This is a genomic window from Chthonobacter rhizosphaerae (genome assembly GCF_013839525.1).
Lineage (GTDB): Bacteria > Pseudomonadota > Alphaproteobacteria > Rhizobiales > Pleomorphomonadaceae > Chthonobacter > Chthonobacter rhizosphaerae.
This window is the reverse complement of the sequence record NZ_JACDIS010000006.1, coordinates 57,576-84,046: the sequence shown is the minus strand read 5'-3', so window position 1 is coordinate 84,046 and position 26,471 is coordinate 57,576. Positions and strand designations below refer to the sequence as shown.

The window sequence follows — 26,471 nt, the reverse complement described above, 5'->3', positions numbered from 1 at the left end:
TGAACACCGATATGTGTGGCGTCAAGTTACAAGTTGACGCCGCCAAGATCGGGCCGGGGTCGTGTCCGGCCCGCACAGGGGAGGGCTCATGGCCAAGGACGCCTATCACCACCGCAACCTCCGCGCCGCGCTGCTCGCGGCCGCCAGGGAGGCGCTGCGCTCCGAGCCGCCGGCGAAGCTCAGCCTGCGCCAGCTGGCGACGGCGGTGGGGGTCAGCTTCAACGCGCCCTACTCCCACTTCGCCAGCAAGGACGAGCTTCTGGCCGAACTCGCCCGCCTCGGCTTCGAGGAGCTGACAGCCCGCAGCCGCGAGATCCTGGTCGCGTCCCGGCCGGACAGGCGCGCCCGCATGACCGCGCTCGCCCGCGTCTATCTCCGCTTCGGCATCGAGAATCCCCACCTTTACGACCTGATGTTCGGTCGCCATGGGGAGGCGTCCAGCGAAGGGCTGAAGGCGGCGGCGGCCGAGTGTTTCGCCGTCATGGCCGAGACCGCCAGAACCGAGGACGGCGACCCGGACGCGCCGCTGTTCGCCTGGGCGACCGTGCACGGCCTGGTGACCCTGCACAACGCCGGCCGGATCGGGCCTCTGGAGGTCGCTGTCTCCCGCTTCGAGGACCTGGCCGAACGCCTGCCGCTCACCAGGGCAGGAGCATGACCGGCCACCCGCGCATCTGTGCGGCCCGCAGATCGCGGCCCGATCTGCTCGCCATCAAGATCGAGCGAATATCGATGGCGTCAACATGCGCGCGGACCGGCGAGGTCGATGGCGACGCCCGAGCCGTCCTCCCACCGGCCTGATGACGGGCGTACCGCCCGCCGCCTCGTCACTCCTCGAGCCCCTCAGTGCAGCTTCACCTGCGGCTCGGTCCGCCGCACGATGCTGCGCACGACCGTGTCGAGCGCCACCTTCAGGAAGCCGTGCAGCGCCATCTCGTGCATTTTGTAGAGCGACTTGTACATCAGCCGGGCGAACAGCCCCTCGATGAACATGGACCGGCCGACCGCGAAGCCCATCAGGCTGCCCACGGTGGAATAGTGGCCGAGCGACACGAGCGAGCCGAAGTCCCGGTAGACGAACGGCTTCAGCGGCTTGCCCGCCAGCCGCCGCCGGATCTGGCCGTAGAGGTGCGCCGCCTGCTGGTGGGCCGCCTGGGCGCGGGGCGGCACCAGGCCGCCCTCCGGGCGCGGGCAGGCCGCGCAGTCGCCCATGGCGAAGATGTCCTTGTCCCGCGTGGTCTGCAGGGTCGGCTCCACGACCAGCTGGTTCGTGCGCGTGGTCTCCAGCCCGCCGATGTCCTTCAGCACGTCCGGCCCCTTCACGCCGGCCGCCCAGACCACCAGTTCGCTGTCGATGAACGATCCGTCGGCGAGTTCCACGCCCGTGCCGGTCACCCGCGTCACCTTCGCACCGGTGCGCACCTGGACCCCGAGGCCGTGCAGAAGCTCCGACGTGGAGGCCGCAAGCCGCTCGGGCAACGCCGGCAGAATGCGCGGCCCGGCCTCCACGAGCGTAATCTTCAGGTCCCGGTCCGGGTCGATCTTGTCCAGCCCGTAGGCCACCACCGCGCGCGTGGTCCGGTGCAGTTCGGCCGAAAGCTCGGTGCCGGTCGCGCCCGCGCCGATGATGGTCACGTGCAACTGGCCCGGGCGGATCGGCTCCGGCTGGGTGTGCGCCCGGTAGCAGGCGTTCACGATCCGCCGGTTGAAGCGCGCCGCCTCCTCGGGCGTCTCCAGCGCGATGGCGTGCTCCTTGGCGCCGGGCGTGCCGAAGTCGTTCGTGGTGGAGCCGATCGCGATCACCAGCGTGTCGTACTGGAACGACCGCGCCGGCGTGATCTCGTCGCCCTCCTCGTCGTGGGTCGGCGCCAGGTGCACGAGCCTCCTCTCCCGGTCAAGGCCCACCATCCGGCCGAAGCGGAAGCGGAAATGGTGCCAGTGCGAGTGGGCGAGATAGTCCAGTTCGTGCCGGTCCTCGTCCATGGAGCCGGCCGCCACCTCGTGCAGCAGCGGCTTCCAGACGTGCGTGCGCGATCCGTCGATCAGCGTGATCCGCGCCTTGCCGCGCTTGCCCAGCGTGTTTCCGAGCCGCGTCACCAGCTCCAGCCCACCGGCCCCGCCGCCGACCACCACGATGTGATGCAGGCTCTCGTCGTCGCTCCGCGCCATCTCGCGCCTCTCCCCCTCGCTCACCGACTCTCCGGCCGATCTCCCGGACCAAGCCTATGTTCCCCTCCTTCACCTAAGCATGACTTTCCGAGCCTTGCGTCGCGAGGTCGCGGGGAGGGGGCTAGAGGGAGCGGCGACGCGAGCAGGGAGACGGCGGGAGCGACCCGCCGTCGAGGTTAGGAGTCTCGGGCCGATCAGTGCCGTCAGCGATGACTCTCTGGTACGGCTCGGTGACCGCCGCGCGGTCGACCGGGATCGACCGGGCGGGCTTGCCGGCCGGCGCGGCGGTCAGGCCCATGCCTCCCGCTTGAACACGGCCAGCGCATGGCTGCGGGTTTGGAGGTAGAGAGGATCCTCCATGGATTCCGCCGTTCGCGGGCGGCCAAGCGGAAAAGGAAGGTATTCCGCGATCCGGGTGGGGCGCCGCGTCAGCAGCAGCACCTTGTCGGCGAGAAAGACGGCGTCCTCCAGGTCGTGCGATACGATCACCATCGTGGTGCCCGTCCGCATCTGGATGTCCTGCAGCTTCTCGCGGATGAAGAGCGTCATCTCGTAGTCGAGTGCGGAGAAGGGCTCGTCGAGGAAGAGCACCTCCGGCCGTGTCACCAGCGCCCGCATGATGCAGACCGTCTGCTGCTGTCCGCCGGATAGCTCGTACGGATAGCGGTGGAGGTCGAACCGGATCTCGAAGGACGCCACGATCGAATCGACGCGCGCCTTCACCTCGGCTTCCGGCACCTTGGCGATGCGCAACGGCCAAGCGATGTTGTCCCACGCCCGGAGCCAAGGAAACATCGCCTCCCGGTATTGCTGGAACACGTAGCCGATCCGGCTCTCCTTGACGGTCTTGCCGCCGATCCGGATGTCGCCGCTGTCGATCGGCGTGATGCCGGCGATCATGTTCATCAGCGTGGACTTGCCGCAGCCGTTCGGCCCGAAGATCGAGACGATCTTGCCGCGCGGGAAGTCTACGTCGAAATCAGTGTAGAGCGGCGAGCCTGAGAATGACTTGCTGAGGCGCCGGACCTCGATGTGGGCGGCCTCCACGGCAGGGCCGGTTTGCGCGACGAGCTGTTCCATCATTTGCCGCTCCAATGGATGAACCGGGTTTCGATCACCAGGAAGCCGACGTTGAGAAGGTAGCCGAGCGCGCCGGTCACGAGGATGGCGGCATACATGTCCTTCACGTTCAACACTTGCTGGGCGTCGATGATACGGTGACCGAGGCCGCTTTCCGCCCCGATGAACATCTCCGCCACGATGACGATGACGAGCGCCATCGAGACGCCGGTCCGCAATCCCACGAAGGTTTGTGACAGACTTTCCTTCAGGAGCACTTCGCGAAAGATCTGCCAGGGCGTGGCGCCCATCACCTTGGCCGCCAGAATGCGCGTCTTGCGGGCGTTCATCACGCCGTAGGCGGAGTTGAAGACGACGAGCAGCAGAGCCGCGAAGGCCGCTATGGCGATCTTGTTAGCGTCCGACAATCCGAAGATGAGCATGAACAGGGGGATCAGCGCACTCGATGGGGTTGAGCGGAAAAAGTCGATGAGGAATTCCACGCTCCGATAGAGCGGCGCGGACGCGCCGAGGGCGGTGCCCAAGGGCACGCCGACGATGGCCGCCACCAGGAAGGCGATGCTCGTTCGCAAAAAGGTGACTGCGAGGTCGCCTCCGAGCGTTCCGGTCGCGAGAGCTGCCGCCATGTGGATGACCGTATCCACTGGTGAAGGCATCAACACGGGATTCACCAGGTGCGCCGCGACCGCGACCCACCATGTCGCGAAAAAGACGAGCGGGCCGACGAGCGGCAGCAGGCGTTGCGTCAGTTGGGAGGTCATGTCGCGGCGCGCCCGGTCAGGATTTCAGGATCAGCGAGGGCACGTCCACCTTCGCCGGAAACACGCCCTTTTCGGTGAAGAGGTCGAAGAAGGTCTGGAAGTAGCCGAGGTCCTTCTCGGTGAAATCCTTGGCAAGCACGTATCCGGCCAGCGGCACCTTGTCGACGAGGTCGGGCTCGATGCTCGTGTATCCCGGAAGGAAAGCGCGAGCTTCGTCCGGCTTCTCCTTCACGAAGGCCACGCCGCGCGCTTAGGCCTCCATATAGGCCTTGGCGGTCTCCGGCCGGGTGTTCAGAAAACTTGTGGTCAGCGACGCCGAGCCGCCGTACCAGGGCGCATCCGGGTCACCCAGGATGTACTTGGATATGACGCCGCTCTCCAGGATGCGGGAGATGCCCTTGAGCGTCCCAACCGTGCCGGTCGGCTCCAGCGTATAGCAGGCGTCGATCTGGCCGGCCGCCAGGGCCGCGACATGCTGGCCGATGGGCAGCTCGATGACGGAGGGGTCCTTCACGCCGTTGCGCTCGAGCACGGTCTTGGCGAGCGCCACGTTCTGGATGCCGGGACCGCAGGCGACCCGCTTGTCGGCGAGTTCCCCGATCGTCTGGATCGGGCTGTCCTTGGCAACCAGGAACTGGTCCAGCACCAGCGACCGGTTGCTCGGGTTGGAGCAGAAGATCTTCATGAACCCGGGCGACGTGAAATCGCCAAGCGCCAGCGTGGCCGACGCGGTGCCGTTGGCGGAACCGTCGACACGGCCGGCGATCATGCCTTCGACGATCTGGTTTGCGCTGGCCAGCTTTACGGGTTCCACATTCAGTCCGGCGTCCTTGAAGAAGCCTTTCTCGACGGCCGTATAGAAGGGGAGGCCCGCCGAAATCGGCCAATAGCCGATCTTGATCGGTGTGTCGTCCGCCCGGGCCGGGCCGACAAATCCAAGCGTCGCAAGGCCGACGCCGCCGGACAGGAGTTGTCGGCGGTTCAACTTGAAAGTCATGGTCAAGAATTCCTTGGCGTGGGGAACGGGAATTCGCGACGCCAGGCGCTTGAACCTTCTAAAGCGAGAATTGTACCAACAAGAATTCTGATTGAATCATGCTTAATTGAAAGCTGGATCTGCCTTTCGCCTCGGCCCGTTGAGTACATTGCCTCATTTCATACTTCAGCTTCGCTGAAGCGCTGAATTCACGATTGCATACAATGGCGACAAATTTGCTTATTTCGAGTGCAGATGTCAGCGCAGGCGGAGGAGTCGATTCGTCGCCGCGCCTGACCGCTCAATGACCCTTTGCCTTCGCGTAGGGCCTTCCTCTGCAGATCTCAGCACGCGCTCTCACACCACCGTCCCGTAGAGGTCGTACGCGTCCGCGCGGTCCACCTTCACGGTCACGATCTCGCCCGCCCGGATCGGGCGGCGGCTGGCGATGTGCACCGTGCCGTCGATCTCCGGGGCGTCCCACTTGGACCGGCCCTTGGCCACCGTTCCCTGCGTCTCGTCCACGATCACCGGGATGCGCTTGCCCACGCGCCGCTGCAGGAGCCGCGCCGAGATCGCCTGCTGGTGCGCCATGAACCGGTGCCAGCGGCGCTCCTGCACCTCCGGCGGCACGGCCGGGAGGCCCAGGTCGTTGGCGGTCGCGCCCGCCACCGGCTCGTACTTGAAGCAGCCGACGCGCTCCAGCTTCGCCTCGGTCAGCCACTGCAGCAGGTACTCGAAGTCCTCCTCGGTCTCGCCGGGGAAGCCCACGATGAAGGTGGAGCGCACGGCGAGGTCCGGGCAGATCTCGCGCCATCTGTGGATCCGCTCCAGGGTCTTCTCCTGGTGGGCGGGACGGCGCATGGCCTTCAACACCGGCGGGGCGGCGTGCTGGAACGGGATGTCCAGGTAGGGCAGCACCTTGCCCTCCGCCATCAGGCCGATCACCTCGTCCACGTGCGGATAGGGGTAGACGTAGTGCATGCGCACCCACACACCCATCTCGCCCAGCGCCTCGGCGAGGTCGAAGAAGCGCGCCCGCACCTCCCGGTCCTTCCAGATCCCGGTCTGGTACTTGAGGTCCAGGCCGTAGGCCGACGTGTCCTGGCTGATGACGAGCAGTTCCTTCACGCCCGCCTTCACCAGCCGCTCCGCCTCGCGCAGCACGTCCACCACCGGCCGCGAGACGAGGTCGCCGCGCAGCTTCGGGATGATGCAGAAGGTGCACCGGTTGTTGCAGCCCTCGGAAATTTTCAGGTACGCGTAGTGCCTCGGCGTCAGCTTCACGCCCTGGGGCGGCACCAGGTCCACGAACGGGTCGTGCCGGGGCGGCACCGCCTCGTGCACCGCCGTCATCACGCTCTCGTAGGCCTGCGGCCCGGTGATCGCCAGCACGTCCGGGAAGGCCTCGCGGATCTGCTCGGGCTCGGCGCCCATGCAGCCGGTGACGATCACCCGGCCGTTCTCCTTCATGGCCTGGCCGATCGCCTGCAGGCTCTCGGCCTTGGCGCTGTCCAGGAAGCCGCAGGTGTTGACGATCACCACGTCGGCCCCGTCGTGCTTGCTGGCGATCTCGTAGCCTTCCGAGCGCAGGTGCGTGACGATGCGCTCGCTGTCCACGAGCGCCTTGGGGCAGCCGAGGCTGACGAACGAGATCTTCGGGGCGCTCTCGGCAGCGGACGAGGACGGCGCGCCCAGGGCGGCGGACTGGATGTCGGTCATGGGTCGGGGATCGTGATCAGGGCGGGCGCACCCGCGACAAACGTTGGCCGGATGCATGCCGGCGAATTGCGGCGACGTCAAGGATGTCCGCAGAGATCCGCCACTGCCGACCGGTCCGTCACGTCCGCGAACGCGGGCCAGGCCCGTATCGATCGTCCGCCGCCCGGTCCCGCCCGCGCTTCACCCCCGCGACCCCGCACCCCCTCGACACGCCCCCTCGCGCCGCCTAGCTTCCGCTCACAGGAATCCGGCCGCGTCCGCCGCGCCCGGTCACGCGAGGTCGTCTCCGTCATGCTGGTCCGGTCGCTCTCCCTGCGCGATCCCGTGGAGGTGGTCCGCCGCCTGTCGGGGTTGCCGAACGTCACCTTCCTCGACAGCGCCATGGCCCACGCCACCCTGGGGCGCTTCTCCTTCGTGGCTGCCGACCCGTTCGCCACCTTCAAGGTCGAGGGCGGCGTCGCCACCTGGAACGGCGAGCGGATCGCCGAGGGCGGCCGCGCCGCGCTGGCGGTCCTCAAGGAAAAGCTCGCCCTCTATCGCCAGGTCAGCGTGCCTGGCCTGCCGCCCTTCCAGGGCGGCGCCGCGGGTTTCCTCGCCTACGACTTCGGCCGCGAGCTGGAACGCCTGCCCACGCCCGAGACGCTGCAGCCCGGCGTCCCCCAGGTGCTTCTCCACTTCTACGACGTGGTCTTCGCCTGGGACCACCGGGAGAACCGCGCCTGGCTCGTCTCCACCGGCTGGCCCGAGACGGACCCGCTCGCCCGCGAGAGGCGCGCCGCCGCCCGCGCCGACGCGTTCGAGGAGCGGCTCGCCGCGCCCGCGCTCTTCACCGGCACCGGCGTCGGCACCGCCGAGCTCGCCTTCCAGTCGAATTTCACCCGGCCGGAGTACGAGGCGATCATCGCCCGCACGGTGGAGTACATCCTCGCGGGCGACATCTTCCAGGCCAACATCGCCCAGCGGTTCTCGGCGAGGCTTCCGGCCGATTTCGACGCCTTCGCCTATTACCAGCGCCTCCGCGCCCGCAACGCCGCCACCTTCGCCGCCTGGCTCGACTACGGCCCGCTGAAGATCGCCTCGTCGTCGCCGGAACGCTTCGCCCAGGTCTACGAGGGCAGGGTGGAGACGCGGCCCATCAAGGGCACCATCCGGCGCTCCGCCCATCCGCTGGAGGACATGAACCTCGCCGGCGTGCTCCTCGGCTCGGAGAAGGACCGGGCCGAGAACGTCATGATCGTCGATCTCCTGCGCAACGACCTGTCCCGCGTCTGCCGGCCCCACACCGTGCACGTGCCGGCGCTCAACGTCCTGGAAACCTACGCCACCGTTCACCATCTGGTGTCGGTCGTCACCGGCGTCCTCGACGAGGGCAGGGACGTGGTGGACCTCCTCGCCGCGGCCTTCCCCGGCGGGTCGATCACGGGGGCGCCGAAGATCCGGGCCATGGAGATCATCACGGAATTGGAAAAGGTGGAACGCGGCGTCTACTGCGGGTCGATCGGCTACCTCGGCTTCGACGGCGCGGCCGACACCAACATCGCCATTCGGACCGTCACCTTCGTCAACGGCGAGGCCATCCTGTTCGGCGGCGGCGGCATCACGGCCCTGTCGGACCCGGCCGACGAGTATGACGAGACGCTCGTCAAGGCGAGCCGGGTGCTGGCCACCTTCCGGCCGGAGGACCGCCCGTGATCCTCATTGTGGACAACTACGACAGCTTCGTCGGCAACGTCGCCCGCTATTTCCGCGAGCTCGGCGAGGAGGTCACCGTCGTGCGCAACGACGCCCTGGCGGTGAACGAGGTCCAGGCGCTGAGCCCCCGCGCCATCGTCATCTCGCCCGGCCCGTGCAGCCCGAAGGAGGCCGGCATCTCCAATGGCATCGTCGAGGCGCTGTCCGGTCGCACGCCGATCCTCGGCATCTGCCTCGGCCACCAGTGCATCGGCGACGTGCTCGGCGGCCGCGTCGTCCGGGCGCGCGAGCCCATGCACGGCCGCGCCTCCCTCGTCACCCACGAGGGCACCGACGTGTTCGCCGGCCTCCCCAATCCCGTAAAGGTCGGCCGCTATCACTCCCTCATCGTCGAGGTGGACGACCCCGAGAGCCCGCTGGTCGTCACAGCCCGATCGGATAAGGGAGAGGTAATGGGTCTCGCCCATCGGGAACATCCGACCTACGGTGTGCAGTTCCACCCGGAATCGATTCTCACCGAAGGGGGACATGCCATGCTCGCCAATTTCCTGAAGCTGGCCGCGGAGCGCACCGGCCGATGATTTCCCTCGACGGCGAGCTCCACGAGGGCAACGTCGCGCCGTTCGATCTGACCGACCGCGGCCTCACCCTCGCCGACGGGCTGTTCGAGACCATGACGCTGTTCGGCGGCACGGTCTTCCGCCTGGATGCCCATCTCGACCGCCTGGACCACGGCCTCAAGGTCCTGGGCTTCTCGGTCGAGCGCGACCGGCTCTATGCCGACATCATCCGCATCGCCGGCCACGAGCCGCCGGACGGGGCGGTGCTGCGCCTCACCGTCACCCGCGGCCCCGGCGCCCGCGGCCTCGCGCCGCCGGCCGATCCGGTCCCGACCGTGATGCTGTCGCTCTCAGGCTTTCGCCGCGAGCTGGTGTTCGAGCCGACCACGCTCTTCACCTCGTCGATCCGGCGCAACGACGGCTCGCCCCTGGCGCGGCTGAAGTCGCTCCAATACCTCGACAACGTCCTCGCCCTCCGCGAGGCCGTCTCGAAGGGCGCCAAGGACGCCCTGATGCTGAACAGCCAGCTGCGCGTCGCCTGCACCACGGCCGCCAACGTGTTCTGCATCGCCGACGGCCACCTCTTCACCCCGCCGATCCGCGACGGGGTCTTGCCGGGCATCATCCGCTCCATCGTCCTTGCCGCCGCCGCCGACCTCGGCCTGAAGCCGGTGGAGAAGTCGCTGACCGCGCGCGATCTCGTCTCCTCCGGCACGGTCTTCCTCACCAACTCCGTCCGCCTCGTCCAACCGGTCACCACCATCGACAACAGCCGCCTCGCCGGCGACCAGCCCCTCGTCCGCGCGATCCTCGACCGGGTCCTCGACGTCATCGTCCAGGAATGCGGCGTCGACCCGGTCCGCCTGTAAGGGGAGGGCACCCACCCCCGACGCGCCCGCCCGTCGGCTTGTCCTTGCCGCCCCCTCGTGCCTGTGGCACATGAACGGCCGTACCGCCCAAGCCCTCGGAAGGACGGCCCTGATGGCGCTCACCAGCATGACCGGCTTCGCCCGACGGGACGGACGCTTCGAGGCGTGGCGGTTCGCCTGGGAGATGCGGTCCGTCAACGGCCGCGGGCTCGACCTGCGCTTCCGCACCCCCCAGGGCTTCGACGCCGTGGAGGCGAAGGCCCGCGCGCTCGCCGGCGACCGGCTCGCCCGCGGCACAGTCTCCGTCGGCCTCACGGTCGCCCGCGAGGGCAGCGGCCGCGTCTTCCAGGTGGACACCGACCTCCTCGAGGCGCTGATCGCCACCGCCGGCCGCTACGCCGACCGGCCCGGCGTCACGCCCGCCTCCATCGACGGTCTCCTCGCCATCCGCGGCGTCGTCGACATCGTGGACGCGCTGCCCGACGAAGCCGCCCAGAAGGGCCTGGAGGAGGCGCTCCTCGCCGCCTTCGACGCCACGCTCGACGACTTCGTGGCCGCCCGCCGCCAGGAGGGCGCGGCGCTCCTGCGCATCCTGTCCGCCCAGGTGGACGAGATCGCCCGCCTCGCCGCCGAGGCCGAGGCGTTGCCCGCGCGCACGCCCGAGGCCATCAAGGCACGCCTCCTCGACCAGCTCTCCGTGCTCCTCGCCCGCGAGGACATCGACCCCGCCCGCCTGCACCAGGAGGCGGCGCTCCTCGCAACCCGGGCCGACGTGCGCGAGGAACTCGACCGCCTGTCCGCCCACGTCGCCCAGGCGCGCGACCTTCTCGCCGCCGAGGGCGCGGTCGGCCGCCGGCTCGACTTCCTCGCCCAGGAATTCAATCGCGAAACCAACACGCTCTGCTCCAAGTCGAACGACACCGAGCTCACTCGCATCGGGCTCGCCCTCAAGGCGACGGTGGACCAGTTCAAGGAGCAGGTGCAGAACATCGAGTAGGCCCCGATGAGTGCTGCCAAGTCGTCCCCGTCCTCGCCGGACCTGCAGCGCGTGCCGATGGCGCGCCGCGGCGTCATGCTGGTGATCTCGTCCCCGTCCGGCGCTGGCAAGGGAACGCTGTCGCGCCTCCTGCTCGACACGGACCGGGACATCACCCTCTCCATCTCGGTCACCACCCGCGAGCGCCGGCCGAGCGAGGTGGACGGCGTCCACTACCACTTCATCACGCCGCCGCTGTTCCACGCCATGCGCGACGGCGGCGAGCTCCTGGAATGGGCCGAGGTGCACGGCAACCTCTACGCCACACCCCGCCCGCCGGTGGAGAAGGCGCTCGCCGCCGGCCGCGACGTCCTGTTCGACATCGACTGGCAGGGCGCCGCCCAGCTGCGCGAGAAGATGCCGGACGACGTGGTCTCCATCTTCATCCTGCCGCCCACCATGGCCGAGCTGAAGGCGCGCCTCACGCGCCGGGCCGAGGACGCCGCCGACGTGATCGAGAAGCGGCTGAAGAACGCCCGCTCCGAGATCCAGCAGTGGCCGAACTTCGACTACATCGTCGTCAACGACGACCTGCAGGGCGCCTTTGGCGACCTGAACGCGATCCTGCGGGCCGAGCGCAAGAAGCGCGCCCGCATCGCCCCCGGCACCGAGGCCCTGGTCCAGCGCCTCCTCGACCAGCCCATCTGACCGCCCCTCTCGAGCGGTCGAACCGGCCGGTCGGAGGCGGGCACTGGGACGGACAGGTCGTCCGCCCCGCCCGCTCGATTCCCATCAGGCCGCCACGCGGCGCAGGAACACGTCGATCTCCGTTGACAGCCGGTCCGCCGCCGAGGCGATCGACTGGACCGCCTGCGCCATCTCGGTCACGCCGTCGCTCGTTCCCCGCGCTCCCTCGACCGCGCTCGTGGAGTTCACCGCGATCGCCTCCGTGCCGCGCGCCGCCTCGGCCACGTTGCGGGCGATCTCGGAGGTGACGCTCGATTGCTCGCCCATGGCGGCCGCGATGGAGTCCGCGAAGCGCACTACGTCGCCGATGCTGTGCGCGATGCCTCGGATCGCCGTCACCGCCGCGTCGGTCGACGCCCCGATGCCGTTCGCCCGCGCGGCGATCTCCTCGGTCGCCTTCCGGGTCTGGTCGGCGAGGCCCTTCACCTCGGCCGCCACCACGGCGAAGCCGCGCCCGGCCTCTCCGGCGCGCGCCGCCTCGATGGTGGCGTTGAGGGCGAGAAGGTTGGTCTGTTCGGCGATGGCCTGGATCAGTGTCACGATCTCGCCGATCTTCACCGCCTCCTGCGACAGGTCGCCCACCCGCTGCACCGTACCGTCCACGTCGGCGCGGGCCTGGTCGATCACCGACCGCGTCCGGCTCACCGTGTCGTCGATCTCCTGGATGGAACTCGACAGCTCCTCCGCCGCGGCCGCGACCGTGCGCACGTTCGACGACGCCTGCTGCGAGGCGGACGCCACGCTGAGCGCCTGGTCGGCGGCCGACGCCGAGATGCCGGTGATGCGCTGGGTCACGCCATGCGCCCGCACGATGTCGGCCCGCACCGTCTCGATGGCGCCGCCCGCCAGGGCGCGGAACTCGGCGACGGCGCGCATCAGGTCCTCGCCGCGGCCCCGGTCCGCGATGGCGGCCGCCTCCCGCTCGCGCGCCAGCGCCTCGGACCGCTCCCGCGCGGCCTCGGCGTCGGCGGTCGCCCGGGCGGAGGTCGCGAAGGCGGCGTTGAGCTGGTCCACCACCCAGACCAGCACGCCGAGTTGCGCCAGCAGGATCACCGCATGGAGCCCCAGCCGGACCACGTCGGCATCGCCGCCGTAGAGCGCCGCCGGAATGGTGAAGTTCAGCACCACGTGGTGCACCGCCGTCATGCCGGCGCTCGCCACCAGGGCCCGCCAGTCGCACCAGCCGGCGATGACCGCCAGCATGGCGAAGAAATACATGTGGAGGTCGATCTGCATGGTGGTGCCGGCGAAGCCATAGACGAGGATCATCACCATGGCGGTCGACGCGACGGACGTCGCGATCCGCGTCTGCGCGCCGGTGCGGTCCGTCATCCAGGCGCCGGTCGCCACCAGGGCGCAGAGAAGGGCCGCGCCGATCATCGCCAGCGCCGACTGTTCGGACCAGATCGACCGGAGGGCGATGAACCCGACGTTCAGCCAGATCACCGACATCAGGAACACGGAAAAGCGATTGCGGATGGTATCGATGGCTGTCACTGGTCACGTCCTTGTTGCGGTTCGCATCCGGAGGCGAGCGCTGGGTTGAACACCAGGAGGGCGCCGGCCCGGTAGAGGCGGCCGACGAAGCCGTCGGCGGTCGCGACCGCGATCGCCACCCGGCCCGACGGCGACACCGCCGCCACAGCGCCACCCGCCGCCGCCACGATCTCGACCGCCGGCGTAGACGCGGGCGCGAGCACGGCCACCTCGCCGTTCGCCCCGGGCGCGAGGGACAGGATCGCCACCGCGCCTGCGGCGGCGGCAAAGGACAGAAGACCTGCCGACATGCGTTCCTCCTGAGGAATGCATATCGGCATATGTTCCAAAGAATGTCCTAAGATCGGCGATATGCATGCAAAAATGTGCATTGCACATTCGGTCTGTGCGGTGCACTTCGCCCGGCGCGAGCAAAGCCCGCACGATCGCACGGAGTCCGCGTCACACAGGCGGCGTCAGCGCGTAGACCCGGTACCGCCCGTCGCCCCGCACCGGCACGAGCGTCCATCCTGCCGCCCGGAGCCCGTCCGTGATGGCGAACAGCCTGTCCCATTCGTCGAGCGCGACCAGATGGGTGGCGCCCGCCCGGGCGGCGATCCGGGCGACGGCCTCCCCGCGCCGCGCCCCGTTCGACGGCAGGGTCAGCGCCAAGTGGTCTGGAATGCTCGACGGCGTCTTCAGCCCGACGAGGTCCGTGATCCGGAACCCCGTCGCCCACGACAGGTGCCCCACGTCGTGGACCAGCAGGTGCGCGTTTGCCGGCAGTGTTTCCCGCGCCCACCGGGACAGGCTCGCCAGCTCCACGTCCGTCCGCTCCAGCGCCGCCCGATACCGCTCGATCCCCGCCGGCGCGAGCACTACCGCCTGTGCGACGAAGAGCCCGATCACCCATGCCGGCGGGATCGTTCGCCCGCCCGGCAGCCTCAGCGGCGCCCGCGCCATCTGGGCGATCGCGAGCAGCAGCACCGGCGCCAGCCCGTAGAGATACCGCTGATCGTTGTGGAACAGCGCCCCCGGCAGATTCACCGCGAAACTTCCCACCACCAGCCCGGCGAATCCGATCGCCAGCCGGCCCGCCGCCGTCCGCACCGGGAATTGCGGCGCCGCCAGGATGGCCATCCAGAAGGGTCCCAGGAAGGACGCCACCGCCACGCCGACCAGCGCCAGCGACCGCCCCGCACCGAGGCCCGCCTCCGCGAACCACGCCCGCTTGGCCGCCGCCGTCGCCGGCAGCACGCCCCCGGTCTCCGCCAGAGCCCACGCCATCCAGGGCGCCGCCACAAGTACGGCCACCGCCGCCGGCCCCGCGCACCGCGCCAGACCCCCGCGCATGTCCCCGGCCGCCCGGGTCGTGGCCAGCATCAGCCAGCCGAACAGCGGCGCCGCCAGGGCCGCCAGCTCGGGCCGGATGAACGGCATCGCTCCCGCCAGCGCCGCCGTGGCCAGCGGCCGGCGCGTCACGCCCTCGGCGGCCAGCGCCAGCGCCCAGGCGACCGCCGCCATGGCGAGCCCGGTCTCCAGCCCGTTCAGAAGCTGCATCGGCGTATCGGATACGAGGAGCGCCGCAAGCCCGAACCCCGCCGCCGTCCGCGGTCCCGCGCCCGCCGCGCCGGCGAGCCGCGCGCACCCGAGGCCATAGAGCAGCGCACCAGCCCAAGCGACCCCATGCAACGCCAAGGGGAGAGGCAGCACGAAGCCCAGCAGGGCGACGATCGCCAAGTGGACCGCGCTCGTGCTGCCGACGAGCGCCGGCACGCCCGGATAGGTCGGGTCCGCACCGCCCTCGTGAAGCAGCCGGGCGTTGTGCAGGACCGTATAGGCGTCGTCGAGCGGAAAGTCCGGCGTCGTCCCCACCAGGGCGGTGTGTGCCGCGAACGCCGCCAGCACGACCAGCGCCACGACGGCGCCGGCCCCGAAACGGAGCCGGTCTGCCGTACCGGCGGTGGACTGCGACGCGCTGCTCATCCGGGACCCGCGCTTTCGGCGACCCGAAGCCGCCGCCTGTGCGCCCGGTCGGTCCGGGCCGTCCGGCAGTTGAACCCGAAAGCTCTGAAATGCGCGTTAAGCCATCCGTCGCGCGCCGGCCGAGGCCAGACACGTTCCTCGGCCCGCCTCGCTCAGCCCCGTCCCTTCATCGCGTCGAACGCGTTGGCCAGCGCCACGAATCCCGCCACCGGCACCACCTCCGCCCGCACGGTCGGGTCCAGCCCGGCGGCGTCGCAGAGCGCCTGCGGGTCGACGCCGAGGCTCTTCAGGCTCTGGCGGAGCATCTTCCGCCGCTGGCCGAAGGCCGCCAGCGTCACCGCCTCCAGGGCGCCCTGCCGGCAGGCCAGCGGCTCCGGCCGCGGCTCGAAATGCACCACCGTGGAGGTCACCTTCGGCGGCGGCACGAAGGCCTTGGGCGAGATGTCGAACATCTGCGTCGCCCGCGTCCGCCAGCCGGTCAGCACGCCGAGCCGCCCGTAGGCGTCGTCGGCCTCCCGCGCGGTGATCCGGTCGGCCACCTCCTTCTGGAACATCAGCGCCATGGAGGCCCAGCGCGGCGGCCAGGGCTCGGCCGACAGCCAGCCGATGAGAAGCGGCGTCGCGATGTTGTAGGGCAGGTTGGCGATGATCCGCAGCGGCCGCCCGTCGCCGGCCCCCAGCGCCACGGTGTCCAGCGAGAGCGCATCGCCCTCCACCACGGTCAGCCGCCCCGGATAGGCCGCCTGGATCTCGGCCAGCGCCGCGATGGCCCGGTGGTCGCGCTCGATCGCCACCACGTGCTCGGCCCCGTTGGCGAGCAGCGCCCGCGTCAGCCCGCCGGGGCCGGGGCCGATCTCCACCACCGTGTGACCGGCGAGCGCGCCCGCCGATCGGGCGATCCGCGACGTGAGATTCAGGTCCAGCAGGAAGTTCTGCCCCAGGCTCTTCATGGCCTGGAGCCCGTGCCGCTCGATCACGTCGCGCAGCGGCGGCAAATCGTCGATCTGGCTCATCCGGTCACCGGGCTCGCGAGGGCGACCCGACCCGCAGGGGCGGCCCGGCTCATGAAACGGCCGCCATTCGCCCCGCCAGCCGGAGCGCCGCGATCAGGCTGTCCGGTCGGGCGACGTCCTTGCCGGCGATGTCGAGCGCCGTCCCGTGGTCCGGCGAGGTGCGCACGAACGGCAGGCCGAGGGTGACGTTCACCGTCTCGTCGAACGCGATGGTCTTCACCGGGATCAGCGCCTGGTCGTGGTACATGGCGAGCACCACGTCGTAGCCAGCTCGGGCGCGCGCGTGGAACAGCGTGTCCGCCGGGTGCGGCCCGGTCGCCCGTATGCCCTCGGCCACGAGCGCCGCGACCGCGGGCGCGATCACGTCCCGGTCCTCGGTCCCCATGGTGCCGTCCTCGCCCGCGTGCGGGTTGAGCCCGGCGAGGGCGAGGCGAGGGGCCTCGAGGCCGAAGCGTCGGGCGAGGTCCCGCGCCACGATCCGCCCCACGGTCACGATCCGCTCGGCGGTCAGCGCGCGCGGCACGTCCTTCAGCGGAATGTGCACCGTCACCGGCACCGTGGAAAGCTCTGGCCCGGCCAGCATCATCACCGGTTCGGCTGGCTCGCCGGGGAAGTGGCGTTCGGCAAGCGCGCCCAGGAATTCCGTGTGGCCCGGGTGGTCGAAGCCCGCGGCGTACAGGCTCGCCTTCTGGATCGGCGCGGTCACCAGCCCCGAGGCCCGGCCCTCGGCCACGTGGCGGACGGCGGTCTCGATCGCCTCCACCACCGCCCGAGCGTCCGCCGGATCGGGCCTGCCCGGCCTGTCGCCCATCCGGGCGGTCAGCGGGACGACCGGCAGCGCGCGGGCGAAGCAGTCGGCGGCCTCCTCCGGCGTGGTCGTCTCCACCCGCACCGCGATGCGCGCCCGCGCCAGACGCGAGAATACGAAATCCGGGTCGGCCAGCAGATAGAAGGGCGGCACGGACGCGTCGGTCCGCCGCTCGAAGGCGCGCGCCACGATCTCCGCGCCGATGCCGGCCGGTTCGCCGACGCTGACGGCGAGGGGTAGGGCGGGGCCGCCCGCCGCGTCTGTCTCGACAACCATGGGCGGCGCGGCTCCGGGTGCGCCGAGCGGGGGCCGCTCAGCGGTAGACGATGTTGGACTTCTGCCTCAGCTCGCGCAGCAGGGTCTCCGAGACGGTCTTGGCCTGCGCGCTCATCTGCTCGGCGTCGAGGCTCGCCGACATGGCGCTCTCGCCGGTCACGGTGATCCGGTCGCACACGGCCAGCATCTCGATGCCCTGGTCGGTCACCTGCGGCTTGGTGAGGGCGCCCTTCTTGGTCTCCTTCACCTGCTCGCGCATCTGCGGCGGCACCTCGCTGGCGAGCCGGCGGCCGATGTTGAGCACCGCCACCTCCTTCAGCGACTTGGCGGCCGCGAGACCCTCCTCGCAGCCGTTGAAGCGGCTGCGCAGGGCCTCGGCCTCCCGGCGGCGGCGCTGCACGTCGGCATCGCCGCGCTTGGCCGGCAGGGTGAACACCACGCGCTGCAGAACGTAGTCCTCGGCGGTCACGCTGTCGGGCGACTGCTCCTGCCGGCGCATCTGCGCCACCAGGTCGGTCTGCTCCTGGCGCACGTTCTGCTGCACCTTGGCGCGCACGATGCGGCCCCAGGCCATCTGGGCGCGGATGCGCTCCTTCAGGGTCTTGATGGAGATGCCCGACTGGCCGAGCGCCTGCGCGAACTGGGCGGGCGTCAGCTTGGAGCGCGAGGCGATCTCCGCCACCGCCTCGTTCACCTGCTCGTCCTTGATGGTGATGCCCCGGCGCTTGGCCTCGGACAGCCGCAGCGTGTCGTCGATCAGCTCCTCCACGGCGGCCTTCTGGGCCGCTCCGGGCGACAGCCGGTTGGCGAGCTGCAGCAGCTTGGCGCGGCTGGAGATGTCCATGGTGGTGATCGCGCTGTCGTTGACTATCACCTTGATGGACGATTGCGCCGCCACGGGCGCCACCGCCGGTCCGGCGGTCAGGAGGCCGACGGCCAGGACGGCTGCGGCAGTGCCCTTGAAGAGGGACGTCAGGAAGGTCTTGGGCATGCGCATCTTCATTTCCGTCTCGAACGGCATCGGACCGGCTCATCGCGGTTTGCCGGGATGTAGCGTCGTCCGGGTGCGGCCTGTCAAGCCAAAGGAGCGGTTATCGGCCGCTGATGGCGCTTTGAAGGCGCGCCGCTCGGAAGGCGAAGCCGGCGAACGACCGACTCTCTCGGCGCACGCCCGGTCCACGCCCCTCCACGCCCGTAGGACGCCGGTCGGCCGGCCCCGGCCGCTCCGGGGTCACTCCATGGCGTCGAAGGAGCCGTTGATGTCGCCGAGCGTCCGGAACCCGAGCCGGAGATAGATCGTCCGGTCGGTCGCCTCGCCGGTCGTGCGCGTCTTGTCTTCCGCATAGGCGAGCGAGAACGAGAAGGCCTCGTCGTCATAGGCGAAGCCCAGCGCGTGGCGCACGAAGTTCTCGTTCTCGATGTCGAAGCGGGTCGCCCCGAACACGCGCCAGTGCTCGTTCAGCCGCAGGCTCGCGGCCGCCTGCAGCTCCGACCGGTCGTCGTCGATGCCGAGGTCGGGCTGCTCGCGCATGAACGCGTAGGTGACGGCGGTGGTCAGCGGGCCGGCGAGGCCCACCGCCTGGGCGGTCACGCGGTTCGGCGCGAAGTCCTCCTGGTCGAAGCGCGCGCTGGTGCCGAGGAGGAGGCCCTGGTTGGTGTTGATGTTGAGCGAGGCCACGTAGTCCGACTGGTCGCTCTGGAGGCCGGAATCCGCGCCGGTGTTGTAGGCGGTGTCCGTCTCGAACGAGTTCCGGCCGAGAAGGTGGATCGACTGGCCCACCACGCCGCTCACCGACACGCCGCCCACGAACTGCGAGGAATAGCGCAGGCCCACGTTGAGCCGCGTGCCGCCCTCGGCCCGGTCGTAGCCGGAGAACTTGTCGTAGTCGAACAGCGAGGTGGCGTCGAACACCAGGCTCTGGGCGTCCTCGTTCGGAATGTCGCCCGTCTCGGTCTCGTTCGGCCGCACGATCAGCTGCGCCGTCGGCTCGATCACCGTGGAGCCGATCGCCGACTGGAACAGCAGCGGATAGCTGTACTCCAGGCCCACAGCCGGCATGGCGCGCAGCGCCACGTCCGTCTCGGTCAGGCCGATCGCGCTGCCGTCCTCCGGCGCGGTGAAGAACACGTCGCCGCGCATGTAGGCGAAGGGCGTGAATACCTGGCCCGCCGAATCCACCAGCCGCCGACGCCACAGCGCGTCCACCGATCCGCGGGTGAACGTGCCCGAGGCGGCGCGCAGGCGAGTCTCGGGGCCGGTCTCGAACTCGAAGATGTCGTCCTTGCGCCGGGTCAGGCTGGTGAAGTTGCTGCGCACCGAGAACTCGCCGCCCGCCACCGGTTCGTCCGCGTAGACCTCGTGGTCGATCACCGGGTGGACGATCGGCTGCTTGGCCTGAAGCGAGACGTCCTGCTCCAGGGCGCCGGGCTCGGTGCTGTCCTCCTGCTGCACGAAGAAGCCGTAGGCGTGCGCGTCGAACCGGTTCCGGCCGTCGACGCCGGTCAGGAAGATGTCGTTCACGGCCACGTCGTCGTCCGCCTCGGGGCGGTCGTAGTCCTCGAAGAACGAACGGTCCGTCGCCACCGCGATGTCCCAGCCCCAGGTCCAGCGCTCGTTGATCCGGAAGTCGCCGGTGGACGAGAAGGAGCCCCGGTAGAGCCGGTCGCCCGACGTGTCCTCGAAGGCAGCCGGGTCCTCCTGGCGCAGGCCCGCGATCCGGATCGAGTAGGCGCCGTCCATCACCCGGTGGCGGAACTCGGCGTCGAGCAGCGGGCCCTGGTTCGAATAGAAGGCCGGCGACAGCGTCACGTCCATGTTGGGCGCGAGCACGTGGAAATAGGGCGTCTGGATGCCGACGCCCCGGTCGCCGTCATAGCTCGGGCGTGGCGCCAGGAAGCCCGACTTGCGCCGGACGGTCGGGTCCGGCGCGCTGAACGCCGGCACGTAGGCGATCGGCACGCCCAGGAATTCGAAGGTGGTCTGCCGGAAGGTGATCGTCCGGTCGCCTTGGCGGTGGATGATCCGCTTGGCGTTGATCCGCCACACCGGTTGGCGGCCCGGAACGCCGTCGCAGTCCACGCACGGTAGGTAGACGCCGTTGTCGAGCTCGGTCACGTCGCCGCCGGTCCGCCGCGCGCGCTCGGCCGTGAAGGCCGTCCGCTGGGCGGTGACGATCTGCAGCGCCTCGATCACGCCTTCCTTCAGGTCGTCGGTGATGTCCAGGCTGTCGGCCCGCACGACCGTTCCGCTGGCGTCGGTCAGCTGCACCGCGCCCGATGCCCGCACCCGCTCGGTCTGGCTCTCCACGTCCACCCGGTCCGCCGCGAGCGTGTAGTCGCCGTAGTAGATCACCACGTTGCCGACGGCCGCGATGGTCTCGTCGTCGATGTCGTAGATGAGCGAATCCGCCTCGACCAGCATGCGGCCCTGGTCCTGGCCGGCGCCCGCGAGGCCCGACAGCGACGGATCGTCGGTTCCTTGGGCGGCCTCCTGGGCCGGCGCCGGCCCGGTCGCCGAGAGCACGAGCGCGCCCAGCGCCACCCCGGACAAGGTCCAGGCGAGCATGGTGGTCGACCGTCTCGTGCGGACGCGATTCTGCAACTCAGCCATCCTCCCGGTGCAGCAGGACTGTAGACCCCAAGAGGCTTGCCACCACTGCCGGAGCCCAGGCCGCCAGGGCTGCCGGAACCAGCCCCTCGCTGCCCAAATCGCGAGCGATTTCAGTGACGACATAAAGCACGAAGCCCGAGCTTACGCCACCGAGAATCATTCGCCCCACGCCACCCGACCGGGACAGGCCCAGCGACACCGTCGCGGCGATGAGAACCATCGAGGCGAGCAGCAGCGGTCTCGCCAGGAGGACATGAAATTGCAAATTAAATCTATATGGAGGTAACCCGGCCGCCGCCGCCTGTTCGATCGTCTCCGGCAGTCGCCAGAAGGACACGGCCTCCGGGGCGGACAGCCGGTCCCGCACCTGGTCGGCCGTCAGCGAGGTGGGCAGACGCAGGTCCGGCAGGCTTTCCGGCTGGCCGGAGATATCTGTGGATATGGCCGCCGAGAGCAGCCAGTGGTCGTCCACCAGCTCGCCCACCACCGCCTCCACACGTCGGATCAGGCGGCCCTCGGTGTCGAACAGCCAGAACGTCGGCTCCAGGATCATCCGGCCGGCGTCCGCGATGCCCTCCACCCGCATCACCGCCTCGCCCTCCTCGGTGCGCTGGCGCAGCCACGTGTCGCTCGCCGTGTCGCTGAGGATGGACGCCACCGACCCGAATCCCGCCGCGATCCGGTCCGACTGGATCTTCATCGCCGTCGCGGCCGGATTGTAGACGAGCGTGGCGAACACCCCGATCGCCAGCGCCACCACCAGCCCCGGCATCGCGAACTGCCAGACCGACAGCCCCGCCGCGCGCGACACGATCAGCTCGGACCGTCGCGACAGGTTGAGGAAGGCCGCGATCGACCCGATCAGCACCGCGAACGGCAGCAGTTGCTCGGTGATCAGCGGGATCCGGAGCGCCGACACGCCGAGCGCGCCGAGGAGCGTGAAGTTCTCGTTGTCGCCGTTCGCCCGGATCACCTCCAGGATGTCGATCAGGAAGGCGAGGAATCCGGCCCCGAGGAAGAGGCCGACGATCCATTTCAGGAAAAGCCGCGCGTAGTAGAGCCCGAGCGTTCCGACCATGCTCACGACCCGCCCGCCTTCACGGCCCGGGCCGCGAGCGCCCGCGCCCACTCGGCGACCCGGTCGGCCGCGTCGGTCACGAAGCCGGGGAGGGCGGGTTGGCGCCCGGCCCAGAAGGCCGCGCCGAGCACCACCATCAGCCCTCCGGGCACCGCCCAGACGAGCGGGATCAGCGCCGCGTTCGACCCTGCCGCCCCGGCCACCAGGAATCCCGCGATGCGCACGCCGGTCGCCGCCAGCATGGCGCTCACCACCGCGGCCGCGCGCCCGCCGCGGGTCGTGCGCGGCAGGCCCATGAACACCAGCACCGCCAGCACCATCAGCAGCGGATAGACCCCGACCGTGAGCCGGTTGTGGATCTCCGCCTGGAACTGGTCCTCCCGCTTCGCCCGGAACGGGTCGTCCACCGGCGTCGTGATCAGCTCCACGATCGTCCGCTCGTTCACCTGGTAGGGCCGGTCCGTGCCCTCCGGCTGCAGCTCCGACAGGTCGAACCCGTAGGATCCGAACGCCACGAAGGTGGACGACTGGTCCGCCCGCCGGGTGCGCTCGATGGTGCCGTTCTCCATCACCACCAGGCTGCGGCCGAGCGCCTCCACCACGCGCCCCCGCTCGGCCGTGTAGGTGAACAGGAACACCGGGTCGCGGCTGTCGTAGATGAACAGGCCCTCCAGCGATCCGTCGCCCGCGCGGTTGCGGATGTGGAAGGTGAAGTCCTCGTCGATCTCCACGAAGCGGCCCGGCTGCAGCACGTTCGCCACCACGTCCGCGCGAATCCTGTTGGTCATGTCGCGCAGGGTCTGCAGCGCCTGCGGCCCGGCGAACAGCGAGATGAACGCCACCCAGATGCCGACGATCAGCCCCAGCATCACGAACGGCCGCGCGATCTGCCGGTGCGATCCGCCCGCCGCGTTGATCGCCACCAGCTCGCTGTCCGAATGCATGGCGTTGAGCACCACGATAATGGCGATCGCCAGCGCGAACGGCGCCACCACGGTGGTGAGGAACGGCACCGCCAGGAAGGTCATGCCGAGATAGGTCGCGATCGCCTGGCCCTTGGCGGTCACCAGGTCGAAGCGCCGCAGCGCCTGCGTGACCCACACGATGCCGGTCAGCGTGGCCAGGACCGCGAGGAAGACGACGCCGGTTCTGGCGAAGATGTGAACGGCCAGTCTGCTCATCGCGACAAGTCATGCTCTCGGGGCGGCCGCAAGGGCCGCGGGACCCCCCGGCCATGAACGCGCGCCGGCACCGCCCTTGTCTCTTGTCGGGGTTGACCGGCGCAAGAGGGTTCTTGCCGTCCCGCGCGAGACGCGCCACCTTGTGGCCCCGCCGACACGCCGGCCGCGCGCGGCGTTCGGGCCGGATCGCGCGATCGCGCACCCTCGACGTAACAGGCGACGGCCGGCAGGCGTCAGCCGCCGCCCGCAGAAAAGGCACACGTTCCCATCATGGCAGCCCTACCCACCATCTCCTTCGCCCAGTCCGCGCTGCCCGAGCGCGGCGCGGCGGTCCTGTTCGTCGACGCGGACAACGGGTTCGGCCCGCTCGGCCGGCAGATGCTGGAGGCGTCCGGCGGCGCGCTGGCCCGCGCCCTCTCGGCGGCCGCCTTCAAGGGCAAGGTCAATTCGGTCCTCGACGTGGTCGCCCCCGCGGGCCTTGCGGTCGACCGGGTGCTCGTGGTCGGCCTCGGGGCGCTCGACGCCTTCGACGCCGCCGCCGCCCTGAAGCTCGGCGGCACCCTCATGGGCAAGATCAAGGAGTCCCGCGCCGCCGAGGTCACCCTCGTCCTGGAGCGGCCGGACGGCGAGGCGTTCGACCCGGCGCTCGCCGCCGAGATCGCCCTCGGCCTGCGCCTGCGCGCCTACGAGTGGGACAAGCACAAGACCAAGAAGAAGGACGATCCCCCGCCGGCGGCGGCCATCACCCTCGCGATCGACGACGCCGACCGGGCCGGCGGCCTGTGGGCCGCCGCCGCCGAGGTCGCCGCGGGCGTCGAGCTCGCCCGCGATCTCGTCAACGAGGCGCCCAACATCCTCGGCCCGGTCGAGTTCGCCGATCACGCCAAGGCGCTCGAGGCCCACGGCCTGGAGGTGGAGATCCTGGTCGACGAGGACATGCGCGAGCTCGGCATGGGCGCGCTCCTCGGCGTCGCCCAGGGCTCCGCGCGTCCGGCCCGCCTCGCCATCATGACGTGGAACGGCGGCAAGTCGAACGATCAGCCGCTGGTCTTCGTCGGCAAGGGCGTGGTGTTCGACACCGGCGGCATCTCCATCAAGCCCGCCGCCGGCATGGAGGACATGAAGGGCGACATGGGCGGCGCGGCGGCGGTCATCGGCCTCATGCGGGCGCTCGCGGGCCGCAAGGCCGCGGTCAACGCCATCGGCATCCTCGGCCTCGTGGAGAACATGCCGGACGGCAACGCCCAGCGGCCGGGCGACATCGTCACCTCCATGTCCGGCCAGACCATCGAGATCATCAACACCGACGCGGAAGGCCGCCTCGTGCTCGCCGACGCGCTCTGGTATGCCCAGGACCGGTTCAAGCCGGCCTTCATGATCGATCTCGCCACCCTCACGGGCGCCTGCATGGTCGCGCTCGGCACCCAGCACGCGGGCCTCTTCTCCAACGACGACGCCCTCGCCGAGAAGCTCTACGGGGCCGGCCAGGCCACCGGCGAGAAGATCTGGCGCCTGCCGCTCGGCCCGGACTACGACAAGCAGATCGACAGCCGGTTCGCCGACATGAAGAACACCGGCGGCCGCTACGGCGGCGCCATTACGGCGGCCCAGTTCCTGAAGCGCTTCGTCAACGAAACCCCGTGGGCGCACCTCGACGTGGCCGGCACCGCCATGGCGGCCGCGGATTCGGAGATCAACCGCTCGTGGGGGTCGGGCTTCGGCGTCCGTCTCCTCGACCGCCTGGTGCGCGACAACTACGAGAGCTGAGGGCGACGCTCCTCTCCTTCGTTCGCCTCGCACGGGCGCGCCGTCACCCACGGCGCGCCCGATCCGCCTGGCGGCATCCGCGCGGCCCGATCCACGAAGCCGATGTCGCTTCCCTGGAGCCGCCCCCCGCCGCCTTGCGTTCGAGTCGTCCAATCGAATATCGGAATTTTTAACCGAAATCTGCCCCAATGCTCATGGGGCCGGCGTTGTTGCCGGTTGGCGAATATGCGGTGCCGGCGTGATACGCATCACAGTCAAGATCGTGACCGTCGCGGTGGTGAGTTGGTTCATCGCCGTCACTCTCGGCCGGGCTTTCACGGGCCGCCCGCCCACCTTCCTGTCGGCCCTCGTGGGCGCCGCGGTGGTGGCCGGCATCATTGTCTTTATGGATGCCCACATCGGGTGGTAGACCTCGCCTCATGACCGAGGTCCTGTTCTACCATCTGGAAAACCGTCCCCTGGAGGCGGTGCTGCCCGCTCTTCTCCAGAAGACGCTGGAGCGCGGCTGGACCGCCGTCGTCCAGGCCGGGTCCGCCGAGCGCCTGGAGGCCCTCGACACCCACCTCTGGACCTTCACGGACGAGAGCTTCCTGCCCCACGGCACCGCCGCCGACGGGTTCGAGGCCGAGCAGCCGGTCTTCCTCACCACCGACGACGCCAACCCCAACGGCGCCGCCGTCCGCTTCCTGGTGGACCGCGCGCCGCCCCCGCTCGATCCGGCCGCCTACCAGCGCCTCGTCCTCGTCTTCGACGGCGGCGACCCGGACGCCCTCGCGGAGGCCAGGGCGGCGTGGAAACGCTTGAAGGCCGATGGCCACGAGGTGACATACTGGCAGCAGACCGCGCGCGGCGGCTGGGAGCGCAAGGCCTGAACCGCCGTCCGCGCCTGCGCGCCGGCGTCCACCACCGGTCCCGGGAGCGCCCGCTCAGTTCCTGCCCGCCCGTGCCCCGCCCGCCCGTGCCCCGCCCGCCCGAGACGCGCCCGCCCCGAGCCGTGCTGCCGGAGGCTTGACCGCCGCTTTGGACCGGCGCACCGTCCGGGCCTCACGTCCGACCGGCGGGACCGTCTTCATGAAGATCATCATCGGAAACAAGAACTATTCGTCCTGGTCGCTGCGCGCCTGGCTCGCCCTGAAGGCGACCGGCCTGCCGTTCGACGAGGTGCTGATCGACCTCGACGCGCCGGACACCGCCGAGCGCATCGCCGCCCATTCCGCCGCCGGCCGCGTGCCGGTGCTCGTCGACGGCGACGTCACCGTCTGGGACAGCCTCGCCATCGCCGAATACCTGGCCGAGAAGGCGCCCGAGGCGAACCTCTGGCCGACGGATCCGGCGGCGCGCGCGGTCGCGCGGGCGATCGCGGCGGAGATGCACTCCGGCTTCGGCGGCCTGCGCGGCCATTTTCCCATGAACATCCGCCGTCCGCCTGCGGTTCGCGAGCCGACGCCCGCGGCGGCGGCCGACATCGCCCGGGTGCGCGAGATCTGGCGCACCGCCCGCGCCCGCTTCGGGGCCGGCGGGCCGTTCCTCTTCGGCGCCTTCACCATCGCGGACGCCTTCTACGCGCCGGTGGTCAGCCGATTCGCCACGTACCGCATTCCGGTCGGGCCGGTGGAGGCCGCCTACATGGACGCCGTCATGGCCTTCGGCCCCATGGCCGAGTGGGCGGAGGCGGGGAGGGCGGAGACCTGGGTGGTTCCCTCCGACGAGGTGGATTGACCCCG

25 protein-coding genes are annotated in these 26,471 nt (G+C 70.1%); 10 read left to right on the top strand and 15 right to left on the bottom strand.

What is annotated here, in order from left to right; genetic code table 11:
* Positions 1-88: 88 nt before the first annotated feature.
* Positions 89-658: a TetR/AcrR family transcriptional regulator gene (locus HND91_RS12395; RefSeq protein ID WP_181706894.1), complete on the top strand. Its 570-nt coding sequence runs from the start codon at positions 89-91 to the stop codon at positions 656-658.
* Between the two features lie 185 nt (positions 659-843).
* On the opposite strand, the gene HND91_RS12390 is transcribed toward HND91_RS12395, so the two are convergent.
* The 6 genes from HND91_RS12390 to rimO all read right to left on the bottom strand — a co-directional run bounded on the left by HND91_RS12390 (position 844) and on the right by rimO (position 6,708).
* Entirely contained in the window at positions 844-2,169 is a 1,326-nt protein-coding gene (locus HND91_RS12390) for an NAD(P)/FAD-dependent oxidoreductase (RefSeq protein ID WP_181706893.1), read from the bottom strand.
* Between the two features lie 288 nt (positions 2,170-2,457).
* Positions 2,458-3,249 carry an ABC transporter ATP-binding protein gene (locus HND91_RS12385; protein WP_246329458.1) on the bottom strand — a complete coding sequence of 264 codons (792 nt, stop codon included), beginning with the start codon at positions 3,247-3,249 and terminating at the stop codon, positions 2,458-2,460.
* Complete coding sequence (locus tag HND91_RS12380; protein ID WP_181706891.1) at positions 3,249-4,010, bottom strand: ABC transporter permease; 762 nt, start codon at positions 4,008-4,010, stop codon at positions 3,249-3,251. The genes HND91_RS12385 and HND91_RS12380 overlap by 1 nt, the downstream gene beginning before the upstream one ends.
* Before the next feature lie 16 nt (positions 4,011-4,026).
* Positions 4,027-4,251, bottom strand: coding sequence for a substrate-binding domain-containing protein (locus HND91_RS22460; protein WP_210272689.1), 225 nt, complete (start codon positions 4,249-4,251; stop codon positions 4,027-4,029).
* A gap of 9 nt (positions 4,252-4,260) precedes the next feature.
* Positions 4,261-5,007 carry an ABC transporter substrate-binding protein gene (locus tag HND91_RS12375; RefSeq protein ID WP_210272688.1) on the bottom strand — a complete coding sequence of 249 codons (747 nt, stop codon included), beginning with the start codon at positions 5,005-5,007 and terminating at the stop codon, positions 4,261-4,263.
* Positions 5,008-5,343: 336 nt separating this feature from the next.
* Positions 5,344-6,708: a 30S ribosomal protein S12 methylthiotransferase RimO gene (gene rimO / locus HND91_RS12370; protein WP_181706890.1), complete on the bottom strand. Its 1,365-nt coding sequence runs from the start codon at positions 6,706-6,708 to the stop codon at positions 5,344-5,346.
* Between the two features lie 291 nt (positions 6,709-6,999).
* Here rimO and pabB point away from each other — a divergent pair, with 291 nt between their 5' ends.
* The 5 genes from pabB (at position 7,000) to gmk (ending at position 11,513) form a co-directional block, all read left to right on the top strand.
* Entirely contained in the window at positions 7,000-8,400 is a 1,401-nt protein-coding gene (gene pabB, locus HND91_RS12365; protein WP_181706889.1) for an aminodeoxychorismate synthase component I, read from the top strand.
* Positions 8,397-8,981 (top strand): glutamine amidotransferase-related protein, encoded by a 585-nt coding sequence (locus HND91_RS12360; RefSeq protein ID WP_181706888.1) that lies wholly within the window; start codon positions 8,397-8,399, stop codon positions 8,979-8,981. The genes pabB and HND91_RS12360 overlap by 4 nt, the downstream gene beginning before the upstream one ends.
* Positions 8,978-9,829 (top strand): aminotransferase class IV, encoded by an 852-nt coding sequence (locus HND91_RS12355; protein ID WP_181706887.1) that lies wholly within the window; start codon positions 8,978-8,980, stop codon positions 9,827-9,829. Before HND91_RS12360 ends, HND91_RS12355 begins: the two co-directional genes overlap by 4 nt.
* A gap of 112 nt (positions 9,830-9,941) precedes the next feature.
* Positions 9,942-10,826, top strand: a complete 885-nt coding sequence (locus HND91_RS12350; RefSeq protein ID WP_181706886.1) for a YicC/YloC family endoribonuclease — start codon at positions 9,942-9,944, stop codon at positions 10,824-10,826.
* A gap of 6 nt (positions 10,827-10,832) precedes the next feature.
* On the top strand, positions 10,833-11,513 hold the full coding sequence (gene gmk / locus HND91_RS12345) for a guanylate kinase (RefSeq protein WP_181706885.1): 681 nt from the start codon (positions 10,833-10,835) through the stop codon (positions 11,511-11,513).
* An 84-nt stretch (positions 11,514-11,597) separates the two neighbouring features.
* Here gmk and HND91_RS23220 read toward each other — a convergent pair whose 3' ends face one another.
* The 9 genes from HND91_RS23220 to HND91_RS12300 form a co-directional block, all read right to left on the bottom strand.
* On the bottom strand, positions 11,598-13,049 hold the full coding sequence (locus HND91_RS23220; protein WP_210272687.1) for a methyl-accepting chemotaxis protein: 1,452 nt from the start codon (positions 13,047-13,049) through the stop codon (positions 11,598-11,600).
* The gene (locus HND91_RS12335) at positions 13,046-13,339 is read right to left on the bottom strand and encodes a hypothetical protein (RefSeq protein WP_181706884.1); all 294 of its coding nucleotides are present in this window, start codon (positions 13,337-13,339) and stop codon (positions 13,046-13,048) included. The genes HND91_RS23220 and HND91_RS12335 overlap by 4 nt, the downstream gene beginning before the upstream one ends.
* Before the next feature lie 151 nt (positions 13,340-13,490).
* Positions 13,491-15,014 (bottom strand): hypothetical protein, encoded by a 1,524-nt coding sequence (locus tag HND91_RS12330; RefSeq protein WP_181706883.1) that lies wholly within the window; start codon positions 15,012-15,014, stop codon positions 13,491-13,493.
* Positions 15,015-15,166: 152 nt separating this feature from the next.
* Positions 15,167-16,027, bottom strand: a complete 861-nt coding sequence (gene rsmA / locus HND91_RS12325; protein WP_181706882.1) for a 16S rRNA (adenine(1518)-N(6)/adenine(1519)-N(6))-dimethyltransferase RsmA — start codon at positions 16,025-16,027, stop codon at positions 15,167-15,169.
* A 49-nt stretch (positions 16,028-16,076) separates the two neighbouring features.
* Positions 16,077-17,111, bottom strand: a complete 1,035-nt coding sequence (gene pdxA / locus HND91_RS12320) for a 4-hydroxythreonine-4-phosphate dehydrogenase PdxA (RefSeq protein ID WP_181706881.1) — start codon at positions 17,109-17,111, stop codon at positions 16,077-16,079.
* 37 nt (positions 17,112-17,148) lie between these two features.
* A complete protein-coding gene (locus HND91_RS12315; RefSeq protein WP_181706880.1) occupies positions 17,149-18,108 on the bottom strand; it encodes a SurA N-terminal domain-containing protein in 960 nt (319 codons plus the stop codon).
* Positions 18,109-18,342: 234 nt separating this feature from the next.
* Positions 18,343-20,676, bottom strand: coding sequence for an LPS-assembly protein LptD (locus tag HND91_RS12310; protein WP_181706879.1), 2,334 nt, complete (start codon positions 20,674-20,676; stop codon positions 18,343-18,345).
* A 37-nt stretch (positions 20,677-20,713) separates the two neighbouring features.
* On the bottom strand, positions 20,714-21,799 hold the full coding sequence (gene lptG, locus HND91_RS12305; protein WP_246329469.1) for an LPS export ABC transporter permease LptG: 1,086 nt from the start codon (positions 21,797-21,799) through the stop codon (positions 20,714-20,716).
* A 2-nt stretch (positions 21,800-21,801) separates the two neighbouring features.
* Complete coding sequence (locus HND91_RS12300) at positions 21,802-22,980, bottom strand: LptF/LptG family permease (protein WP_181706877.1); 1,179 nt, start codon at positions 22,978-22,980, stop codon at positions 21,802-21,804.
* A gap of 270 nt (positions 22,981-23,250) precedes the next feature.
* Here HND91_RS12300 and HND91_RS12295 point away from each other — a divergent pair, with 270 nt between their 5' ends.
* The 4 genes from HND91_RS12295 to HND91_RS12280 all read left to right on the top strand — a co-directional run bounded on the left by HND91_RS12295 (position 23,251) and on the right by HND91_RS12280 (position 26,466).
* Complete coding sequence (locus HND91_RS12295) at positions 23,251-24,747, top strand: leucyl aminopeptidase (protein ID WP_181706876.1); 1,497 nt, start codon at positions 23,251-23,253, stop codon at positions 24,745-24,747.
* Positions 24,748-24,985: 238 nt separating this feature from the next.
* Positions 24,986-25,156 carry a hypothetical protein gene (locus tag HND91_RS12290; protein ID WP_181706875.1) on the top strand — a complete coding sequence of 57 codons (171 nt, stop codon included), beginning with the start codon at positions 24,986-24,988 and terminating at the stop codon, positions 25,154-25,156.
* Positions 25,157-25,166: 10 nt separating this feature from the next.
* Positions 25,167-25,619, top strand: coding sequence for a DNA polymerase III subunit chi (locus HND91_RS12285; RefSeq protein WP_181706874.1), 453 nt, complete (start codon positions 25,167-25,169; stop codon positions 25,617-25,619).
* Positions 25,620-25,818: 199 nt separating this feature from the next.
* The gene (locus HND91_RS12280; protein WP_181706873.1) at positions 25,819-26,466 is read left to right on the top strand and encodes a glutathione S-transferase family protein; all 648 of its coding nucleotides are present in this window, start codon (positions 25,819-25,821) and stop codon (positions 26,464-26,466) included.
* Positions 26,467-26,471: the final 5 nt, after the last annotated feature.

Coding starts and splice junctions, on each gene's coding strand:
- rimO (WP_181706890.1), bottom strand. CDS start 6,708: ATGACCGACATCCAGTCCGCCGCCCTGGGCGCGCCGTCCTCGTCCGCT.
- HND91_RS12380 (WP_181706891.1), bottom strand. CDS start 4,010: ATGACCTCCCAACTGACGCAACGCCTGCTGCCGCTCGTCGGCCCGCTC.
- HND91_RS12395 (WP_181706894.1), top strand. CDS start 89: ATGGCCAAGGACGCCTATCACCACCGCAACCTCCGCGCCGCGCTGCTC.
- pabB (WP_181706889.1), top strand. CDS start 7,000: ATGCTGGTCCGGTCGCTCTCCCTGCGCGATCCCGTGGAGGTGGTCCGC.
- HND91_RS12335 (WP_181706884.1), bottom strand. CDS start 13,339: ATGTCGGCAGGTCTTCTGTCCTTTGCCGCCGCCGCAGGCGCGGTGGCG.
- HND91_RS12300 (WP_181706877.1), bottom strand. CDS start 22,980: ATGAGCAGACTGGCCGTTCACATCTTCGCCAGAACCGGCGTCGTCTTC.
- gmk (WP_181706885.1), top strand. CDS start 10,833: ATGAGTGCTGCCAAGTCGTCCCCGTCCTCGCCGGACCTGCAGCGCGTG.
- lptG (WP_246329469.1), bottom strand. CDS start 21,799: ATGGTCGGAACGCTCGGGCTCTACTACGCGCGGCTTTTCCTGAAATGG.
- pdxA (WP_181706881.1), bottom strand. CDS start 17,111: ATGGTTGTCGAGACAGACGCGGCGGGCGGCCCCGCCCTACCCCTCGCC.
- HND91_RS12355 (WP_181706887.1), top strand. CDS start 8,978: ATGATTTCCCTCGACGGCGAGCTCCACGAGGGCAACGTCGCGCCGTTC.
- rsmA (WP_181706882.1), bottom strand. CDS start 16,027: ATGAGCCAGATCGACGATTTGCCGCCGCTGCGCGACGTGATCGAGCGG.
- HND91_RS12310 (WP_181706879.1), bottom strand. CDS start 20,676: ATGCTCGCCTGGACCTTGTCCGGGGTGGCGCTGGGCGCGCTCGTGCTC.
- HND91_RS12280 (WP_181706873.1), top strand. CDS start 25,819: ATGAAGATCATCATCGGAAACAAGAACTATTCGTCCTGGTCGCTGCGC.
- HND91_RS12285 (WP_181706874.1), top strand. CDS start 25,167: ATGACCGAGGTCCTGTTCTACCATCTGGAAAACCGTCCCCTGGAGGCG.
- HND91_RS12330 (WP_181706883.1), bottom strand. CDS start 15,014: ATGAGCAGCGCGTCGCAGTCCACCGCCGGTACGGCAGACCGGCTCCGT.
- HND91_RS12375 (WP_210272688.1), bottom strand. CDS start 5,007: ATGACTTTCAAGTTGAACCGCCGACAACTCCTGTCCGGCGGCGTCGGC.
- HND91_RS12385 (WP_246329458.1), bottom strand. CDS start 3,249: ATGGAACAGCTCGTCGCGCAAACCGGCCCTGCCGTGGAGGCCGCCCAC.
- HND91_RS12315 (WP_181706880.1), bottom strand. CDS start 18,108: ATGCGCATGCCCAAGACCTTCCTGACGTCCCTCTTCAAGGGCACTGCC.
- HND91_RS12295 (WP_181706876.1), top strand. CDS start 23,251: ATGGCAGCCCTACCCACCATCTCCTTCGCCCAGTCCGCGCTGCCCGAG.
- HND91_RS12390 (WP_181706893.1), bottom strand. CDS start 2,169: ATGGCGCGGAGCGACGACGAGAGCCTGCATCACATCGTGGTGGTCGGC.
- HND91_RS12350 (WP_181706886.1), top strand. CDS start 9,942: ATGGCGCTCACCAGCATGACCGGCTTCGCCCGACGGGACGGACGCTTC.